This window comes from Stenotrophomonas sp. 05N423 (assembly GCF_056397145.1).
Map to the genome: position 1 here is coordinate 367,214 of NZ_JBFTMV010000001.1, position 17,693 is coordinate 384,906.

General features: G+C 68.7%; 14 protein-coding genes. 10 read left to right on the forward strand and 4 right to left on the reverse strand.

Annotated elements, in window-relative coordinates:
• Positions 1 to 80: 80 nt before the first annotated feature.
• The 8 genes from AC1DGW_RS01610 to AC1DGW_RS01645 all read left to right on the forward strand — a co-directional run bounded on the left by AC1DGW_RS01610 (position 81) and on the right by AC1DGW_RS01645 (position 7,182).
• Entirely contained in the window at positions 81 to 584 is a 504-nt protein-coding gene (locus AC1DGW_RS01610) for a CYTH domain-containing protein (RefSeq protein ID WP_478018934.1), read from the forward strand.
• Between the two features lie 25 nt (positions 585 to 609).
• Complete coding sequence (locus AC1DGW_RS01615) at positions 610 to 1,305, forward strand: DsbA family oxidoreductase (protein ID WP_478018935.1); 696 nt, start codon at positions 610 to 612, stop codon at positions 1,303 to 1,305.
• Between the two features lie 54 nt (positions 1,306 to 1,359).
• Complete coding sequence (gene nagZ, locus AC1DGW_RS01620) at positions 1,360 to 2,367, forward strand: beta-N-acetylhexosaminidase (RefSeq protein ID WP_478018936.1); 1,008 nt, start codon at positions 1,360 to 1,362, stop codon at positions 2,365 to 2,367.
• Positions 2,367 to 2,918, forward strand: a complete 552-nt coding sequence (locus AC1DGW_RS01625) for a hypoxanthine-guanine phosphoribosyltransferase (RefSeq protein ID WP_055768424.1) — start codon at positions 2,367 to 2,369, stop codon at positions 2,916 to 2,918. The genes nagZ and AC1DGW_RS01625 overlap by 1 nt, the downstream gene beginning before the upstream one ends.
• 189 nt (positions 2,919 to 3,107) lie before the next feature.
• A complete protein-coding gene (locus tag AC1DGW_RS01630) occupies positions 3,108 to 3,854 on the forward strand; it encodes an S-methyl-5'-thioinosine phosphorylase (protein ID WP_478018937.1) in 747 nt (248 codons plus the stop codon).
• A 90-nt stretch (positions 3,855 to 3,944) separates the two neighbouring features.
• On the forward strand, positions 3,945 to 4,151 hold the full coding sequence (cspE, locus tag AC1DGW_RS01635; protein WP_003488188.1) for a transcription antiterminator/RNA stability regulator CspE: 207 nt from the start codon (positions 3,945 to 3,947) through the stop codon (positions 4,149 to 4,151).
• A 66-nt stretch (positions 4,152 to 4,217) separates the two neighbouring features.
• The gene (locus AC1DGW_RS01640; RefSeq protein WP_478018938.1) at positions 4,218 to 5,447 is read left to right on the forward strand and encodes an FAD-dependent oxidoreductase; all 1,230 of its coding nucleotides are present in this window, start codon (positions 4,218 to 4,220) and stop codon (positions 5,445 to 5,447) included.
• A gap of 91 nt (positions 5,448 to 5,538) precedes the next feature.
• Entirely contained in the window at positions 5,539 to 7,182 is a 1,644-nt protein-coding gene (locus tag AC1DGW_RS01645) for an isovaleryl-CoA dehydrogenase (protein ID WP_478018939.1), read from the forward strand.
• 116 nt (positions 7,183 to 7,298) lie between these two features.
• Here the strand turns inward: AC1DGW_RS01645 and AC1DGW_RS01650 are convergent, their stop codons facing one another.
• The 3 genes from AC1DGW_RS01650 to AC1DGW_RS01660 all read right to left on the reverse strand — a co-directional run bounded on the left by AC1DGW_RS01650 (position 7,299) and on the right by AC1DGW_RS01660 (position 9,661).
• Positions 7,299 to 7,694, reverse strand: a complete 396-nt coding sequence (locus tag AC1DGW_RS01650) for a hypothetical protein (RefSeq protein WP_478018940.1) — start codon at positions 7,692 to 7,694, stop codon at positions 7,299 to 7,301.
• 327 nt (positions 7,695 to 8,021) lie between these two features.
• Positions 8,022 to 8,363: a hypothetical protein gene (locus tag AC1DGW_RS01655; protein WP_478018941.1), complete on the reverse strand. Its 342-nt coding sequence runs from the start codon at positions 8,361 to 8,363 to the stop codon at positions 8,022 to 8,024.
• 122 nt (positions 8,364 to 8,485) lie between these two features.
• Positions 8,486 to 9,661 carry a thiolase family protein gene (locus tag AC1DGW_RS01660; RefSeq protein WP_478018942.1) on the reverse strand — a complete coding sequence of 392 codons (1,176 nt, stop codon included), beginning with the start codon at positions 9,659 to 9,661 and terminating at the stop codon, positions 8,486 to 8,488.
• Positions 9,662 to 9,846: 185 nt separating this feature from the next.
• On the opposite strand from AC1DGW_RS01660, the gene AC1DGW_RS01665 reads away from it, so the two are divergent.
• A complete protein-coding gene (locus AC1DGW_RS01665) occupies positions 9,847 to 12,684 on the forward strand; it encodes a S8 family serine peptidase (protein ID WP_478018943.1) in 2,838 nt (945 codons plus the stop codon).
• A 75-nt stretch (positions 12,685 to 12,759) separates the two neighbouring features.
• On the opposite strand, the gene AC1DGW_RS01670 is transcribed toward AC1DGW_RS01665, so the two are convergent.
• Complete coding sequence (locus AC1DGW_RS01670; RefSeq protein ID WP_478018944.1) at positions 12,760 to 13,857, reverse strand: Glu/Leu/Phe/Val dehydrogenase dimerization domain-containing protein; 1,098 nt, start codon at positions 13,855 to 13,857, stop codon at positions 12,760 to 12,762.
• A 286-nt stretch (positions 13,858 to 14,143) separates the two neighbouring features.
• On the opposite strand from AC1DGW_RS01670, the gene AC1DGW_RS01675 reads away from it, so the two are divergent.
• On the forward strand, positions 14,144 to 17,680 hold the full coding sequence (locus AC1DGW_RS01675) for a methylmalonyl-CoA mutase family protein (protein ID WP_478018945.1): 3,537 nt from the start codon (positions 14,144 to 14,146) through the stop codon (positions 17,678 to 17,680).
• Positions 17,681 to 17,693: the final 13 nt, after the last annotated feature.

The following is a 17,693-nucleotide window of genomic DNA, read 5'->3' on the forward strand; positions in this document are numbered from 1 at the left end:
GCGAGGGATTCGCACCGATGAGACACGCGCACATGGATGTGCGCTGCTTTTGTGAGGGACTCACATCAACGAGGTTTTGAATGGGCATCGAGATCGAGCGCAAGTTCCTGGTCGCCAATGACGACTGGCGCGCCGCCGCGCACGCCGTCATCCCGATGGCGCAGGGCTACATCAACGACATGGCGGCCATGGACAGCGGCGCGCAGAAGGCCTCGGTGCGCGTGCGCATCCAGGGCGATGCGGCGTACCTGAACATCAAGTCGCGCGAACTCGGCCATACCCGCCAGGAGTTCGATTACCCGGTGCCGGTGAGCGAGGCGCGCGAACTGCTGGCGCTGTGCGTCGGCGGCCTGGTCGACAAGCGCCGCCACCTGGTCAACCACGACGGCCTGTTGTGGGAAGTGGACGAATTCCTCGGCGACAACGCCGGGCTGGTGGTGGCCGAAGTGGAACTGGAGAGCGCCGACCAGCCGTTCGACAAGCCGGACTGGGCCGGCGCCGAAGTGACCGACGAACTGCGCTACTACAACCTCGCGCTGGCCTCGCATCCCTACACGCAATGGAGCGCCATCGAGCGCGCCTGAGCCCCACCAAAAAGAAGGAATCCCCATGCGCATCGATATCTGGTCCGACGTGGTCTGCCCCTGGTGCTGGATCGGCAAGCACCGCTTCCAGCGCGCGCTGGAGCTGATGGGCGACAAGGCGCCGCAGGTGGAGGTGCGCTGGCATCCGTTCCTGCTCGATCCCGATGCCGGCACCACGCCGGTGCCGCTGCGCCAGGCCTATGCCGCCAAGTTCGGCGGTGCCGAGCGTGTCGAGCAGATGCTGGCGCAGACCCAGGGCGCCGCGCAGGCCGAAGGCCTGCCAATGGATTTCGACCGCGGCCAGGTCAAGGTCACCACCCTGCCGGCGCACCGCCTGCTATGGCTGGCCGGGCGCGAGGGCGTGCAGGAGCAGGTCGGCGAGGCGCTGTTCCGCGCCCATTTCGAGCACGGCCGCAATCTCGCCGACCCGCAGGTGCTGGCCGCCGCCGCCGCCGCCGGTGGCATTCCGGCCGGGCGCGTCGAGGCGCTGCTGGCCTCGGACGAGGGGCTGGCCGAAGTCCGTGCCGGGCTGGGCCAGGCGCAGGCGCTGGGCATCCAGTCGGTCCCCACCTTCGTCATCAACGGCCGCTATGCCGTGCAGGGCGCGCAGCCGCCGGACGTGTTCGCGCAGGTGCTGGAGAAGGTCGCCGCCGAGCTGGCGCCGGCTCCGGCGGCTGGCCCGGATGAACCGGCCTGCGGGCCGGACGGCTGCAGTCTCTGACGCGGCCGGCGCCATCTGCGACAATGCCCGGCTTGGCTGTATGGGAATCCGCACATGCTTCTGATCGGCGTCGCCGGCACCGAACTGACTGCCCAGGAACGCGACTGGCTGCAGCATGACGCCGTGGCCGGCGTGGTGCTGTTCAAGCGCAATTTCGCCTCGCGCGGGCAACTGGTCGAACTGACCGCTGCGATCCGCGCCGCCACCGCGCGCCCGCTGCTGATCGCGGTGGACCAGGAAGGCGGGCGCGTGCAGCGCTTCCGCGAGGGCTTCACCGAGCTGCCGCCGCTGGACGGTTTCGGCCGGCTGCATGCGACCGACCCCGATGCCGCGCTGGCGCTGGCCGAACAGCATGCCTGGCTGATGGCCAGCGAGATCCGCGCCACCGGCCTGGATCTGAGCTTCGCGCCGGTAGTGGACGTGGGCCATGGCAACCTCGCCATCGGCAACCGCGCCTTCGCCGAGGACCCGCAGGTCGTTGCGGCACTGGCCCAGGCCTATGTGCGCGGCATGCACGGTGCGGGCATGGCCGCCACGCTCAAGCATTTCCCGGGCCATGGCACGGTGCGCGAGGATACGCACGTCGACGTCGCCATCGACCCGCGTCCGCTGCACGAGCTGGAAGCGCAGGATCTGCTACCGTTCCGCGCCGGTATCCAGGCCGGGGCGGACGCGGTGATGATGGCCCACGTCATCTACCCGCAGGTCGCGCCGGAACCGGCCGGCTATTCGCCGCGCTGGATCAACCAGATCCTGCGCGGACAGATGGGCTTCCGCGGCGTGGTGTTCTCCGACGATATCGGCATGGCGGCTTCGTTCGCCGCCGGTGGCGTCAAGGCCCGGGTCGATGTCCACCTGGATGCCGGCTGCGACGTGGTGCTGGTCTGCCACCCGGAGCTGGTCGAAGAATCGCTGCAGGCCGTATCCGGCCGCAGCCTCAACACCGCCGCGCTGCTGGGCCTGATCGCCCATGGCGCCATGGGCTGGGGCGGCCTGCTGGCCGACGCCCGCCACGGCGAAACCCAAAACCGTCTGCTCGAAACTCTTGGAAGAACCGCCTGATGTCCAAACTCACTCTCGAACAAGCCGTGGCCCAGGCCGACCTGCTGGTCGACCGCCCCACCATCGATGCGGCCATCGCCGGCATCGCCGACGCCATCGCGCGCGACTACAAGGGCGAGGTGCCGGTATTCCTGTCGATCATGAACGGTGCGCTGCCGTTCGCCGGCCAGCTCGCGCTGGAACTGGGCGCGCGCGGCCAGGACGCGCAGTTCGACTACATGCAGGCCTCGCGCTACCACGGCGAAAGCGGCGGCGAACTGGTGTGGAAGCACCGCCCGGTGTCCTCGCTGTTCGGCCGCCGCGTGCTGCTGGTGGACGACATCCTCGACGAAGGCTTCACCCTGCAGGGCGTGCGCGACTGGTGCCTGGAACAGGGCGCCACCGACGTGCGCATCGCGGTGCTGACGGTCAAGCAGCACGATCGCTGCCTGGACGGCGTCACGGCCGACTACGCGGGCATCGAACTGCCGGACCGTTTCGTGTTCGGCTTCGGCATGGACGTCAGCGAATCGCTGCGTTCGCTGCCGGCCATCTACGCGATGAAGCAGTAAGCGGGAACCGGGCGGTGGCCGGCGCGCGCCGTCGCCCCATGGTTTGCATTGCAGACCATGGGCCCCGTTTCTCGCCTGCCATACCCCGCGCCTTCGGCGCGCCCCCTGACTCAGGGGGGCCTTCCTCCAGTCACGATCTGGTGAGGCCGGGGATGTGGCTTGATTGCGAAAACAGATCAGGAAACAACGATGGGCAATATCGAACTGGCCGTGATCGGCGGCACCGGGGTCTACAAGCTGGCCGCGCTGGACGACGTGCAGAGCCATGAAGTGCAGACCCGCTATGGCGCGCCTTCCGGCCCGGTCCGCGTCGGGTTGCTGGATGGCCGGCGCGTCGCCTTCCTCGCCCGCCACGGCGAAGGCCATTCGATTCCGCCGCACAAGGTCAACTACCGCGCCAATCTGGCTGCGCTCAAACAGCTGGGCGCCACCCGCGTGCTCGCGCTGAATACCGTCGGTGGCATCACCGACGATTTCGGGCCGCGCGTGCTGGCCTGCCCGGAGCAGTTGATCGACTACACCTGGGGGCGTATCTCGACGCTGTGCGAGGAAGCCGGCAGCGAGGTGCTGCACGTGGATTTCGGCCACCCGTACACGCCGTCGCTGCGCGCGCAGGTGCTGGCCGCGGCGAGCGCCCGTGGCGTCGCCGTGCATGACGGCGGCTGCTATGGCGCCACGCAGGGCCCGCGCCTGGAGACCATCGCCGAGATCGCGCGCATGCGCCGCGACGGCTGCGATCTGGTCGGCATGACCGGCATGCCCGAGGCCGGCCTGGCGCGCGAACTGGGCCTGGACTACGCCTGCCTGGCCATCGTCGCCAATTGGGCGGCGGGCTGCGGCGACGCGGCCGAGATCACGATGGACGAGGTACTGGCGAACGTCGCTGCGGCCTCGGCGGGCCTGCCCGACCTGGTGGGGGAATTGGCCCGGGGGTGATTGTCATCCCGGCCCAAGCTTTGCATACTCCGCGAGTACGCCTCATTCAGCGTGCATCAATCCATTCATCGAACAAGGTCTCGCATCACCATGCCGAACGGTACCGTCAAGTGGTTCAACGACGCCAAGGGATTTGGCTTCATCTCACCGGAGGACGGCAGCGCCGATGTCTTCGCGCACTTCTCCGCGATCAATTCCAAGGGCTTCCGCAGCCTGCAGGAAGGACAGCGCGTCAGCTATGACGTGACCCAGGGCCCGAAGGGTGCCCAGGCTTCCAATATCACGCCGGTCGAGTGATCCACTCGGCTGTGCCGGAAGAACCCCGCCGAGGCGGGGTTTTTTTTTAGGCGCGCAGGAAACGCAATGAGCAAGCCGCTGGATATCGCCATCGTCGGTTACGGTACCGCCGGCCAGTCGCTGGCCGTGCTGCTGTCGCGCGACGGCCATCGCGTACAGGTGTTCGAACGGGCCGAACGCCCCGGGCCGGTGGGCGCGGGCTTCCTGTTGCAGCCCAGCGGGTTGCAGGCGTTGTGGCGGATGGGCCTGTTGCCGCAGGTGCTCGCCCATGGTGCGGTGGTGCGCCGCCTGTACGGGGAAACGCCGTGCGGCCGTGCGGTGATGGACATGCGCTACGCCGGCCTGGACGCGCGCCTGCATGGCGTGGGCATGCAGCGCGGCGCGCTGTTCTCGCTGCTGGACGCCGCATGGGAGCGTGGCGATGCCTTGCATGTGGACAGCTGCATCGATGCCATCGACGACAGCCTGCGGCGGGTGCGGGACCAGCATGGGCAGTGGCATGGGCCGTTCGACCTGGTGATCGCCACCGATGGCTCCGCCTCCGGGCTGCGCGCGCAGGTGCGCGGCACGCGGCTGGACCGCCTCTATCCGTGGGGCGCGCTGTGGTGCCTGCTGCCGGGCGGCGACTGGGCGTTCGCCGACGAACTGCGCCAGCGCTATGTCGCCGCGCGCAAGATGATCGGCCTGCTGCCGGTAGGGACGCGTCCCGGCGACGACGTGCCGCGCCTGAGCTTCTTCTGGAGCCTGCCGCGCGATGGCTTCGAGGCGTGGGAGCGTGCCGGAATGGACGTGTGGCTGGACGAGATCGGGCAGTTGTGGCCGGAGGCGCGGCAACGGCTGCAGGGCATCACCGTGCAGACGCAGCTGGCGCGGGCCAGCTACCGCGACGCGGTGATGGACCGCTGGTATCGCGGCCGGCTGGTGCTGGCCGGTGACGCCGCGCATTCGATGAGTCCGCAGCTCGGCCAGGGCGTGAACATGGCGCTGCTCGATGCGATGGCTCTGCGCGACGCGCTGCGCGGCGAAGCGGATATCGACGCGGCGTTGGCGCGCTACCAGGCCACGCGCCAGGCGCATGTGCATCTGTATCAGTTCTGGAGCCGCTGGCTGACACCGATCTTCCAGTCCGACCGCGACTGGATTGCGCATGCGCGCGACCTGCTGTTCAAGCCGATGGGTCGCATGCCGGGCGGGCGCGGGCACATGCTGCGCGTGCTCAGCGGCACGCAGCTGGGCGTGTTCGGCAAGCTGCCGCTGGCGCCGGAATTCATCCAGGCGTTGGCCGGCGACGGCTGAGCGGGCCAGCGCGGGCGGCAGCGGCGTTCTCGCCGGGCCAACACCGGCGTGCGGCAGAATGAACGGCATCCTCCATCGCGCAGGGCCGGCCATGAGCATCGATGCGGCACCGTTCGAAACCCATGTGGTGCTCAACCAGCCGCCGCCGTTCCCCGAACGCAACCTGTGGCGCGACGACATCGCGCTGCGCGAGGCGGTCGCGCGCGAAGGCGGCGATGCGTCCGCCACGGTGCTGGACGACTACGGCGCGCTGGCCGGGGGCGAACTGTACCGGCTCGGCTTCGATGCCAACCGCAACAAACCGTTGCTGCGCACCCACGACGCGCAGGGCCACCGCATCGACAGCGTGGATTTCCATCCCGCCTGGCACCGGTTGATGGACGTGGCCAGGACGCACGGCGTGGCCGGGCTGTCGTGGCAGCAGTCGCGCCCCGGGGCGCACGTTGCCCGGGCCGCGCTGAGCTTCCTGCATCACCAGGCGGAGGCGGGCAGCAGTTGCCCTCTGACCATGACCCATGCTGCCGTACCGGTACTGCGGCACGAACCGGCGCTGGCCGAATGGGCCGCCAAGGCCGCCGCGCCGCATTACGACCCGCGCGACGTGCCCATCGCGGAGAAGGCCGGCATCACCGTGGGCATGGGCATGACCGAGAAACAGGGTGGCTCGGACGTGCGCAGCAACCGTACGAGCGCGACGCCGCTGGCGGGCGAGGGCGAATACGCGCTGGTCGGGCACAAGTGGTTCTTTTCCGCACCGATGTCCGATGGCTGGCTGGTGCTGGCGCAGGCGCCGGGTGGGTTGAGCTGCTTCCTGCTGCCGCGGCGCCTGCCCGACGGTTCGCGCAATGCCTTCCGGCTGATGCGCCTGAAGGACAAGCTCGGCGACTGGGCCAATGCCTCCAGCGAGGTCGAGTTCTGCGGCGCCTGGGCGCGGCGCATCGGCGGGGAAGGGCGCGGCGTGGCGACCATCATCGAGATGGTGATGCTGACGCGGCTGGACTGCATGCTCGGCGCCGCCGCGGAAATGCGCATGGCGCTCGCGCAGGCATTGCACCATACGCGGCATCGCAGTGCCTTCGGCCGGCGCCTGGTCGAGCAGCCGCTGATGGCCAACGTGCTGGCGGACCTGGCGCTGGAATCGGAGGCGTCCACCGCGCTGGCGCTGCGCGTCGCGCGCGCGGTGGACGCGGCTGCGCACGACCCGGAGGAGGCGGCCTTCGCGCGTGTCGCCACGGCCATCGGCAAGTTCTGGATCTGTCGGCGGGCCGCCGGTTTCGTCAACGAAGCGCAGGAATGCCTGGGCGGGGCCGGCTATATCGAGGAGTCGATGTTGCCGCGGCTGTACCGGCAGGCGCCGCTCAATTCGATCTGGGAGGGCAGCGGCAACGTACAGTGCCTGGACGTGCTGCGCGCGCTGTCGCGCGAACCGCGGTCGCGGCAGGCGCTGCTACGGGAGCTGGAACAGGCGCGCGGACTCGACGATGTCTACGATGCGGCGCTCGCTGTCCTGCAGCGGACGTTGGACGATGCGGTGGCGGTTGAAGCCGCGGCACGACGCATTGCCGCCTCACTGGCGATCCTGCTGCAGGCGGCCACGCTGCTGCGTGCCGGAAGTCCCGTGGCCTGCGCGTTCGTGGCTTCGCGGTTGGCGAACGCCGTTCCGCCGGCCTACGGCATGCTGGATGCGTCGGTGCCGTTCGCCGACATCCTGGGACGGGCCTCGCCCCGGACCTGAGCGGTGTCCCGATGCAGGGCGCCGGAGCTGTGGCGGAGGCGCCACTCGTAGGCCTCATGCCGCCGGAAGGGCCGCGCAGCCACCCGATGGAGACGGCTGCGCGGCGAAGCAGGGAATCAGCGCTTGGCGTCGTCGGCTTTCTGCCTGGCCTTCTCGGCGGCGTCGTGGGCGTGATCGGCGACCTTCTGCGCGGCGTCGGCGGTAGCGGCGCTGGCATTGGCCGCTGCTTCCTTGGTCGCGACCGCGGCATCGTCCGCGGCGGCGGTGGTCGCATCGGCCGCGCGGTCCAGCGCCTGCTCGGACTTGGCAGCGGCTTCACGGGTGGCGTCTGCGGCGCGGTCGGCCGCATTGCGGGCCGCATCGGCCGCGGATTCGCCCGCGTTGCGCGCCGCTTCGGCGGCATGGTCGGCGGCGGCCTCCGCGTCGCGCTTGGCCTGTTCGGCATTCGGGTTGTTGCAGGCGGACAGGGCCAGCATCAGGCTGCCGGCCAGCAGCGGGACAAAAAGCTTCATCGCGTTCTCCTGGGTTGGGGGACGACGCGCGCAGCGTAGGAGGGAGCGGATTCAGATTGCGTCAACGCCGTCGGTACAGCGCGGGGACGGTGGCGGGCAAGCCGGCGGGCGATCGCCAGCGGCAGAACCGGAAACCGGAACATTGCCGTAGCTTCGATGCTGCGCTTGCCGATGGTCCCATGCAGCGGCCAAGAAGGGCGCCTGCGGAAGGCCATCGGGGGCTGGATGCCGCCTGCCGAAGGCATCGGGAGGAAGCCGGGAACGGCAGGCAATAAAAAAGCCGCTGGCGAACCAGCGGCTTTCAGACTTGCGTCGAAGAAGAAGTTATTACTTCTTGGCTTCTTCAGCAGCGTCCTTGGCCTTCTCGGCAACGCCTTCGGCAGCCTTGGCGGTGTCGGCAGCGGCGCCGGCAGCGGCGTCGGTGGCGGCGCCAGCAGCAGCGGCAGCAGCGTCGCCAGCAGCGTCAGCAGCGGTGGCGGCGGTGTCGGCAGCAGCCTGGGCAGCGTCGGCGGTTTCGGCGCCGGCAGCAGCGGCCTGGTCAGCAGCGGCCTGGGCGTCGGTAGCGGCGGCGTCGGCGGTGGCAGCGGCGTCCTGGGCAGCTTCCTGCTTCGAGCAGGCGGCCAGAGCCAGGCCCAGGGTCATCGCGATCAGCAGCTTGTTGATGCTCATTTGTGAATCCTCGTCGTGGAATTTGGCTAACGCGCCAATGCGCGCCGTGAACATGATGACAAGCCGATTTCGACTGTCAAGCGACCGCGCATTCATTTTTGTGGAAAAGGCATTAAGTCCAATCAAATCAATTCGATGGCGATGGCCGTCGCTTCGCCGCCGCCGATGCACAGAGAAGCGACGCCACGCTTGAGGCCGCGTGTGCGCAACGCGTTCACCAGCGTGACCACCAGACGCGCGCCCGAAGCGCCGATCGGATGGCCGAGCGCGCAGGCGCCGCCGTTGACGTTGACCTTCGCGTGCGGGATGCCCAGTTCGCGGATCGGCGCCATCGCCACCACGGCGAAGGCTTCGTTGATCTCGAACAGGTCCACGTCGGCGATGTTCCAGCCGGCCTTTTCCAGCACCTTGCCGATGGCGCCGATCGGCGCGGTGGTGAACCACTCCGGTTCCTGCGAGAAGGTGGCGTGGGCGACGATGCGGGCCAGCGGCTGCACGCCGCGGCGCGCGGCTTCGTCGGCGGCCAGCAGTACCACGGCGGCGGCGCCGTCGGAAATGCTGGAGGAACTGGCGGCGGTGACGCTGCCGTCCTTCTTGAAGGCCGGCTTCAGGGTCGGGACCTTGGCGATGTCGGACTTGCCCGGCTGTTCGTCCTGGTCGAACTCGACTTCGCCCTTGCGGGTGGCGACCTTGACCGGGACGATCTCGCCCTTGAACGCGCCATCGGCCTGCGCGGCCTGCGCGCGCTTGACCGACTCGATCGCATAGGCGTCCTGCTCTTCGCGGGTGAAGCCGAACTTGCCCACCGCGGCTTCGGCGAACACCCCCATGGACTGGCCGTCGTAGGGGTTGGTCAGGCCGTCCCAGGCCATGTGGTCCACCGCCTGGAAGTTGCCGTAGCGGTTGCCGGTGCGGGAGTTGGGGAGCATGTGCGGCGCGTTGGACATGGATTCCATGCCGCCGGCGACGACGATGCTGGCCGAGCCGGCCTTGATCAGGTCGTGGCCGAGCATGATGGCCTTCATGCCCGAGCCGCAGACCTTGTTGAGCGTGGTGCAGCCGGCGCTGGTCGGCAGGCTGGCGGCCAGCGAGGCCTGGCGCGCCGGCGCCTGGCCGAGGTTGGCCGGCAGCACGCAGCCCATGATCACTTCGGAAACGTCGGCGGCGGCGATGCCGGACTGCTCCATGGCCGCGCGGATCGCGGTGGCGCCGAGGGTCGGGGTGGGGACGCCGTTGAACTGGCCGAGGAAGGAGCCGATGGCGGTGCGCTTTGCGGCGGCGATGACGATGTCGGACATGTGCGGTCTCGGTTGTATCCTGCAACGATTATCGAAATCCACTGGCGGCGTGCCCATTGGACCAACGGCACATCCCGGCAGACAGCGGTTTGTCGTTGCAGTATAGAAGGTGAGCCACCGCATGGCCGGCAGGTGGCAATACCTGAATGGATTCCGGTGTCCGGCGAGTCACGGGGGAGTAGGGAATGCGCAGCATGCTCATGGGCCGCAACGTGTTGGCCGCATCGATGGCACTGGCGCTGGCTGCGTGCGGCGGCGGTGGGGGCGGTACCAAGTCAAACCCGCCACCGGTCAATCCGCCGCCGACCTCGCCCCCGCCCACGTCCACCACGCCGCAGCCGGCGATGGATGCGCACCTGGCGCTGACCAACGCCAGGGCCGCGCAGGCGGCTGGCTTCACCGGCGCCGGCATCCGCATCGGCGTGGTCGATTCGGGCGTGATGCGCAACCATCCCGCGCTGGCCGGGCGGGTAGTGGCCAATTTCAACTACGTGGATCCGCGCAAGAACAATCTGGCGGTGGACGACGTGGTCGGCCACGGCACCACGGTGGCGCAGCTGGCCGCCGGCGCCGCCACCGGGCAATGGCCGGGCGGCATCGCGCCGGGCGCGCAGATCGTCTCGGCGCGCATCATCAACGACGAACGGCCCACGGACGACGGCTCGGGGCAGGGCAACGAGGTGACCGGCGGGCTGGGGATGGCCGGGATCCACGACGACCTGATCCGCGCCGGCGTGCGCATCATGAACAACTCCTGGGGCGGCCTGTACTGGACCCGTCCCAACGTGACGGCGGACATCGCCGCCGAGTACCGCCCTTTCATCGTCGGCAACGACGGGTTGGTGGTATTCGCCACCGGCAACGAATCGCGCGCCAACCCCAGCGACATGGCGGCGCTGCCGAGCCAGCCCGGCGTGGGCGGCTCGCTGCCGGCGGCCGACCTGGAGCGCGGCTGGCTGGCGGTGGCGGCGCTGGACACGGCCAATCCGGACAAGCTGGCCAGCTACTCCAACGCCTGCGGCGTGGCGAAGAACTACTGCCTGGTCGCGCCCGGAACCGTCGCGTTCGTCGGCCCCAATGCGACGGCGTCGAATCTTTCCTATTACTACGGCAGCGGCACCTCCTACGCCGCACCGCTGGTATCCGGCGCGGCGGCGCTGGTGTGGCAGGCGTTCCCGTATTTCGACAACAACCTGGTGCGGCAGACCCTGCTGGGTACCGCCACCGATCTCGGCGATCCGGGGCCGGACGCGGTGTTCGGCTACGGCCTGCTCAACGTCGGCAAGGCGGTGCAGGGGCCGGCGAAGTTCGACTGGGGCGACGTGGCGGTCAACGTCAACCAGACCGGTTTGAACTCGGTCTGGAGCAATTCGATCAGCGGTGCCGGTGGGCTGGTGAAGCAGGGCATCGGCGCCCTGGCGCTGGCCGGCAACAACACCTACAGCGGCGCCACCCGTATCGAGCAGGGCACGCTGGCATTGCGCGATGGCGCCTCGATACGCTCGAACGTCACCGTCCTGCCGCAGGCCAACCCGGCGCAGGCGGCATTGCAGCTCATGGGCGCGGCGCGGGTGACGGGCAACGTCGATAACGGTGCCAGCCTGGTGATGCTGCATGGCGGGCTCAGCAGCACCATCGACGGCAACTACGTGCAGCGCAATGGCGCGCAGTTGCTGATAGCGCTGGGCGTCAATGCCCTGCAGGTGACCGGTACGGCGACGCTGGAAGGCGGTGGCGTGCTGGTCAACGGGGTTGTAACCGGCTACGTGGCGCAGGACGGCAAGCGGCAGGAGCTGATCCATGCCGACGGCGGTGTCAGCGGACAGTTCAGCGTGGCGGCCAGCGCTACCCAGAATGCCGGTATCGCCCTGCTGCAGACCGGGTACGGCTACGACAGCCACAACGCCTGGCTGGACCTGCAGCGGGTCAGCGTGACCGCGGCCGCGCAGAACGCCGGGATGAATGCGATGGCGATGTCGGCGGCGCAGCGGGTGGAGCAGGCGTTCGAGCTGCTCGATGGCAATGCCGGGCTGCGGGCGGGTTCGTTCGCGGCCGGGGCCAGCGCGCTGCAGCAAGGCGGCGATGGTTTCAATGGGCTGGGTGCGAGCCTGCGCAGCCTGTCGGGCGAGGCGCATGCGCTGGCGACGGCGATGACCTTCGACGGCATCGACATGAGCCGGCGCGCGCTGTCGACGCAGTTCGGCGACGGCAGCGGCGCGCTGGTCAATGGTGCCTGGTCGCGCTCGCTGGGCGGTGGCGGGCAGGGCGGCTATGCCGGCAGCGAGTACAGCCTGGGCGGCTGGATGCTGGGTCGCGAGACCGGCATCGGCGCGGCGCGGGTGGGCCTGGCCTTCGGCCAGATGCGTGCGGATGTCGCCGGTGGCGTGGCGCGGGACCGCGGCCATGACCGTCAGACCCAGGCCCGCTTCTATGCCGGGCAGCAGTGGGGGCAGGCGTATGCGCTGGGGCAGCTCGGCTTCGGCCGTTATCAACGTGAACTGGATCGCGGCCTGCTGCTGGGCAGCGAACGTGCCGGGGTGACGGCGCGCTACGACGGCCGCTTCCTGTCCGGCAGCGCCGAGGCGGGCTATCGCTTCGGTGGGGCGGGCGCCTCGTTCACGCCCTACCTCGGCGCCGACTATGCCCGCATCGACAGCGACGCGTTCGACGAGCAGGGCGGCTACGGGTTCGGGTTGAGCGCCGGCGGCTGGCATTCCAGCCAGGTGCGGGCCATGGCCGGCGTGCGCGGCAACTACCGCTGGTACGGGCTGGAGGTGAACGGCTACGCCGAATGGCAGCAGGCACTGTCCGCCGATGGCACGCGGCTGGACGCACGTTTCACCGGCATCGATGCCTGGGCGCCGCTGTACGGCCTGCAGCCGGCGCGCGCGGCCGGGCTGCTTGGCGTATCGGTCGATTCCTGGCTGTCGCACGACGCGCGGCTGTCGCTGGGTTACGACCAGCGCTTCGGCGGGCGTGGCGACAACCGGCAACTGTCGCTGCGTTTCCTGCGCGCGTTCTGAATTCCTCCGCGCGGCGGATATGAAAAAGGCGGGCGACCTGGTCGCCCGCCTTTTTTGGGTTCCGGGATGCCGCGCTTACTCGCCGCGCAGGCGGCTCATGCGCGGCGCGGCGCGGCCCAGCGGCAGCTTCAGCTTGCCGATCGACTCGATGCGGGCTTCGGCGATGCGGTCGGCCGCGCGCTGCGGCGAGATGCCGTCGCGCTCTGACTGATCGAAGATGCGGCCGAGGTTGTGGTAGATGCTGCGGATCAGGCGCATGGCGCGCTCGCGGTTGTAGCCGTCGATCTCCAGCGAAACGTTCATCACGCCGCCGGCGTTGACCGCGTAGTCCGGCGCCCACAGCACGCCGCGCTTGTACAGCTCGTCGCCCACCGCATGGCTGGCCAGCTGGTTGTTGGCGGTGCCGCAGATGACCTTGGCCTTGAGCCGGTCCAGCGTCTCCATGCCGATGGCGCCTTCCATCGCGCAGGGCGCGAACACGTCGGCGGCCACGTCGTAGATGGCGTCGGGCTTGACCGCCTCGCAGCCGTACTCGGTGACGGCGCGCTGTACCAGTACCGGATCGAGGTCGGTCACGTACAGCTTGGCGCCGCGCTCGCGCAGCAGCTTCACCAGTTCCATGCCGATGTGGCCCAGGCCCTGCACGGCGATGCTGACCTTGCCCACTTCCTCGTGGCCGAACTTGCGGTTGATCGCGGCCATCAGCGCCTGCAGCGCGCCGTAGGCGGTGAACGGAGCCGGATCGCCCGAGCCGCCATGGACCTGGTGCACGCCGGTGACATAGCCGGTCTCCAGGTAGATCTGCTCCATGTCGTTGACATCGCTGCCCACGTCCTCGGCGGTGATGTAACGCCCGCCCAGCGCCTCGACTTGGCGGCCGAAGGCGCGGAACAGCACCTCGCTCTTGTCCGTGCGCGGGTCGCCGATGATCACCGCCTTGCCGCCGCCGACGTTCAGCCCGGCCAGCGCGTTCTTGTAGGTCATGGTGCGGCTCAGCCGCAGCACGTCGCGCAGGGCGTCGTCGCTGTTGGCATAGGGACGCATGCGCACGCCGCCCAGGGCAGGGCCGAGGGTGGTGTTGTGGACGGCGATGATCGCCTTCAGGCCGGCATCGCGGTTGTGGCAGAACACGACCTGTTCGTGGCCGGAAGTGGCGAGGGTTTCGAAAAGCATGGAAGCTCCGATGGGCGTTACTGCGACAACGTCCGTGATCCTGCAGGCAACTGGCGGGCCAGAAAACAAAAATGCGACTTCGTCGTTGGGGTGACGGGGTCGCGTGGCGGCCATTCTAATGCATTCGGCGGTCGGCGGACGTTCACGCAGCCGCCAGTCCGGCGAGGGGGCGCGGTCGCCGGGCAGGGGAGCGCCGCGGGACCGGGTCACGCTGCGCTGCAACCTGACCTGCGCGGTCCTCGGCCCTATCATCGGTTTCAACAGAAACCGAGATGTCGTACGGCCCATGAGTACTCCTGCCCCCCACCTCCCGCAGACGCAGCCGGAGACCAGCCCGCTGCGCTTCGTCACCGCCGCCAGTCTGTTCGACGGCCACGATGCGGCCATCAACATCATGCGCCGGTTGATCCAGGCGCAGGGCGCGGAGGTCATCCACCTGGGCCACAACCGCTCGGTGGAGGATGTGGTGCGCGCGGCGCTGCAGGAAGATGCCGACGCCATCGCACTGTCGTCCTACCAGGGCGGCCATGTGGAGTACTTCAAGTACATGGTGGACATGCTGCGCGAACGCGGCGCCGGCCATATCCGCGTGTTCGGCGGCGGTGGCGGCACCATCACCCCGGAGGAAATCCGCGAGCTGCAGGACTACGGCGTCGAGCGCATCTACCACCCCAACGACGGCATGAAGATGGGGCTGGTGGAGATGATCGAGGACGTGGTGGCGCGCGCCGGGCAGGCCCGCGACGCGGCGCCGGCGACGGACGACGACGGCGTCCCCGGCATCGGCGACGAGATCGCCATCGGCCGCATGCTGTCGCGGCTGGAGGACGGCGCCTTCGGTGAGGCCGAACTGGCGCACCTGCGCAGGCAGTGGCAGCTGGCCGGCGGCAGGACCCCGGTGATTGGCATCACCGGCACCGGCGGCGCCGGCAAGTCCAGCGTCACCGACGAACTGCTCAACCGTTTCCTGGCCAGCTTCCCGCAGATGCGCATCGCGGTGGTCTCGGTCGACCCGACCCGCCGCCGTACTGGTGGCGCGCTGCTGGGCGACCGCATCCGCATGAATTCGCTGCGCAGCCCGCGCGTGTACATGCGCTCGATGGCCACCCGCCGCCAGCATGCGGCGATCAACACCGTGCTGCGCGACTGCATCGGCTTCCTCAAGTCGCTGGCCTACGACCTGGTGATCGTCGAGACCGCCGGCATCGGCCAGAGCGATTCGGAGATCGTCGACCTGGTCGACTTCCCGATGTACGTGATGACCAGCGATTTCGGCGCGCCGAGCCAGCTGGAAAAAATCGACATGCTCGACTACGCCGAGCTGGTGGTGCTCAACAAGTTCGACAAGCGCGGCGCCGAGGACGCGCTGCGCGACGTGCGCAAGCAGTGGAAGCGCAACCGCGTGGCGTTCGCGATGAAGGACGAGGACGTGCCGGTCTACCCGACCATTGCCTCGCAGTTCAACGATCCTGGCATCAGCTGGATGTTCGCCAACCTGTGCCGGCTGCTGCGCGGCAAGCGGGGGGCAGGGAATGGGGAAGCCGGAGGACACTGCGATCTCGTCCCGGCCATCGACACCACGCTGAAGGAGCCGCGCGCCACCGTGCTGATTCCCGGCAGCCGCGTGCGCTACCTGGCCGAGATCGCCGAGCAGGGCCGTTCGATCAATGCCCGCATCGAGTCGCAGGCCGACGTCGCCGAGCGCGCGCAGGGCTGCTGGCAGGCGCTGAAGGAACTGGGCGACGCCGTGCTGCCGGCCGCGCTGGACCTGTACCCGGCCGATGCGCTGACCGACAGTTCCAGCGACACCAGCCTGCGCACCCTGCGCCAGCGCTACAACGACGCCGTGCAGTCCCTCGACTCCGAAGCCCTGCGCCTGCTGCGCGAATGGCCGGCGCGGCTGAAGTCGATCACCGACGATGTCAATGAATACCAGGTGCGCGGCAAGACCATCCGCGTTGAGAACTACCGCGAGTCGCTCAGCCACCAGCTCATTCCCAAGATCGCCGCGCCCACTTACCGCAGCTGGGGCGAGCTGCTGGTGTTCCTGCAGAAGGAGAACCTGCCGGGCTCGTACCCGTACACCGGCGGCGTGTATCCGTACCGCCGCAGCGGCGAGGACCCGATCCGCATGTTCGCCGGCGAGGGAACGCCCGAGCGCACCAACCGCCGTTTCCATTACCTGAGCGTCGGCCAGCCGGCGGCGCGCCTGTCCACCGCCTTCGACAGCGTCACGCTGTATGGCGAGGACCCGGCGCCGCGCCCGGACATCTACGGCAAGATCGGCAACTCCGGCGTCAACGTCCCCACGCTGGACGACATGAAGAAGCTGTACTCCGGCTTCGACCTGTGCGCGCCGACCACATCGGTGTCGATGACCATCAACGGCCCGGCGCCGATGATCCTGGCGATGTTCATGAACACCGCCGTCGACCAGCAGGTGGAGAAGTACCTGAAGGAAGACCCGGCGCGCTGGGCCGAGGCCGAGAAGAAGATCGCGGCGATGTTCGCCGGCCGCGCCCGCCCGCAGTATCACGGCGAGCTGCCGCCGACCAACAACGGCCTCGGCCTGGGCCTGCTGGGCGTCACCGGTGACCAGCTGGTGGGCGCCGACACCTACGCACGGATCAAGGCCGAAACGCTGTCCACCGTGCGCGGCACCGTACAGGCCGACATCCTCAAGGAAGACCAGGCGCAGAACACCTGCATCTTCTCCACCGAGTTCGCGCTGCGCATGATGGGCGACATCCAGCAGTACTTCGTCGATCACGGCGTGCGCAACTTCTACTCGGTATCGATCTCCGGCTACCACATCGCCGAAGCCGGCGCGAACCCGATCAGCCAGCTGGCCTTCACCCTGTCCAACGGTTTCACCATCGTCGAGTACTACCTGGCGCGCGGGATGAAGATCGACGACTTCGCGCCCAACCTGTCGTTCTTCTTCTCCAACGGCATGGACCCGGAATACACCGTCATCGGCCGCGTCGCCCGCCGCATCTGGGCACGCGCCATGCGCGAGCGCTACGGCGCCAACGAACGCAGCCAGATGATGAAGTACCACATCCAGACCTCGGGCCGCTCGCTGCACGCCCAGGAAATCCAGTTCAACGACATCCGCACCACGCTGCAGGCACTGTATGCGCTGTTCGACAACTGCAACAGCCTGCATACCAACGCCTACGACGAGGCCATCACCACGCCGACCGAGGAAAGCGTGCGCCGCGCGGTGGCGATCCAGATGATCATCAACAAGGAGCTGGGGCTGAACTTCTGCGAGAACCCGTGGCAGGGCAGCTTCATCGTCGACAAGCTCACCGACATCGTCGAAGAGGCCGTGTACAAGGAGTTCGAGGCGATCAGCGAGCGCGGCGGCGTGCTCGGCGCGATGGACACCATGTACCAGCGCGGCAAGATCCAGGAAGAAAGCCTGTACTACGAACACAAGAAACACGACGGCAGCCTGCCGCTGGTGGGCGTCAACATGTTCCTGCCGAAGGAGCATGCCGGCGAGGTCGCCACCGAGATCGAGTTGATCCGTTCGACCGAGGAGGAGAAGGGGCAGCAGATCGAGAACGTGCACAACTGGCAGCGCAACCGCAACGCATTGGCGCCGGCTGGCGAGACCTCGCACAGTCATGAAGTGGGAGGCGCCTCGAACGAGGACGGGATCCACGATGGCCACGGCCTGGCCTACCTGCAGCGCACCGCACGCGAGCGCCGCAATGTGTTCGAGGCGCTGATCGAGGCGGTGAAAACCCATAGCCTCGGCCAGATCAGTCATGCGCTGTACGACGTGGGTGGGGAGTATCGGCGCAACATGTGAGCGGTCGGGCGCC

Bases quoted from the DNA above. Each gene is read 5' to 3' on its own strand.
- AC1DGW_RS01625 (WP_055768424.1), top strand. From the start codon at position 2,367: ATGTCCAAACTCACTCTCGAACAAGCCGTGGCCCAGGCCGACCTGCTG.
- AC1DGW_RS01655 (WP_478018941.1), bottom strand. From the start codon at position 8,363: ATGAGCATCAACAAGCTGCTGATCGCGATGACCCTGGGCCTGGCTCTG.
- AC1DGW_RS01645 (WP_478018939.1), top strand. From the start codon at position 5,539: ATGAGCATCGATGCGGCACCGTTCGAAACCCATGTGGTGCTCAACCAG.
- AC1DGW_RS01670 (WP_478018944.1), bottom strand. From the start codon at position 13,857: ATGCTTTTCGAAACCCTCGCCACTTCCGGCCACGAACAGGTCGTGTTC.
- AC1DGW_RS01615 (WP_478018935.1), top strand. From the start codon at position 610: ATGCGCATCGATATCTGGTCCGACGTGGTCTGCCCCTGGTGCTGGATC.
- AC1DGW_RS01660 (WP_478018942.1), bottom strand. From the start codon at position 9,661: ATGTCCGACATCGTCATCGCCGCCGCAAAGCGCACCGCCATCGGCTCC.
- AC1DGW_RS01650 (WP_478018940.1), bottom strand. From the start codon at position 7,694: ATGAAGCTTTTTGTCCCGCTGCTGGCCGGCAGCCTGATGCTGGCCCTG.
- cspE (WP_003488188.1), top strand. From the start codon at position 3,945: ATGCCGAACGGTACCGTCAAGTGGTTCAACGACGCCAAGGGATTTGGC.
- AC1DGW_RS01640 (WP_478018938.1), top strand. From the start codon at position 4,218: ATGAGCAAGCCGCTGGATATCGCCATCGTCGGTTACGGTACCGCCGGC.
- nagZ (WP_478018936.1), top strand. From the start codon at position 1,360: ATGCTTCTGATCGGCGTCGCCGGCACCGAACTGACTGCCCAGGAACGC.
- AC1DGW_RS01630 (WP_478018937.1), top strand. From the start codon at position 3,108: ATGGGCAATATCGAACTGGCCGTGATCGGCGGCACCGGGGTCTACAAG.
- AC1DGW_RS01675 (WP_478018945.1), top strand. From the start codon at position 14,144: ATGAGTACTCCTGCCCCCCACCTCCCGCAGACGCAGCCGGAGACCAGC.
- AC1DGW_RS01610 (WP_478018934.1), top strand. From the start codon at position 81: ATGGGCATCGAGATCGAGCGCAAGTTCCTGGTCGCCAATGACGACTGG.
- AC1DGW_RS01665 (WP_478018943.1), top strand. From the start codon at position 9,847: ATGCGCAGCATGCTCATGGGCCGCAACGTGTTGGCCGCATCGATGGCA.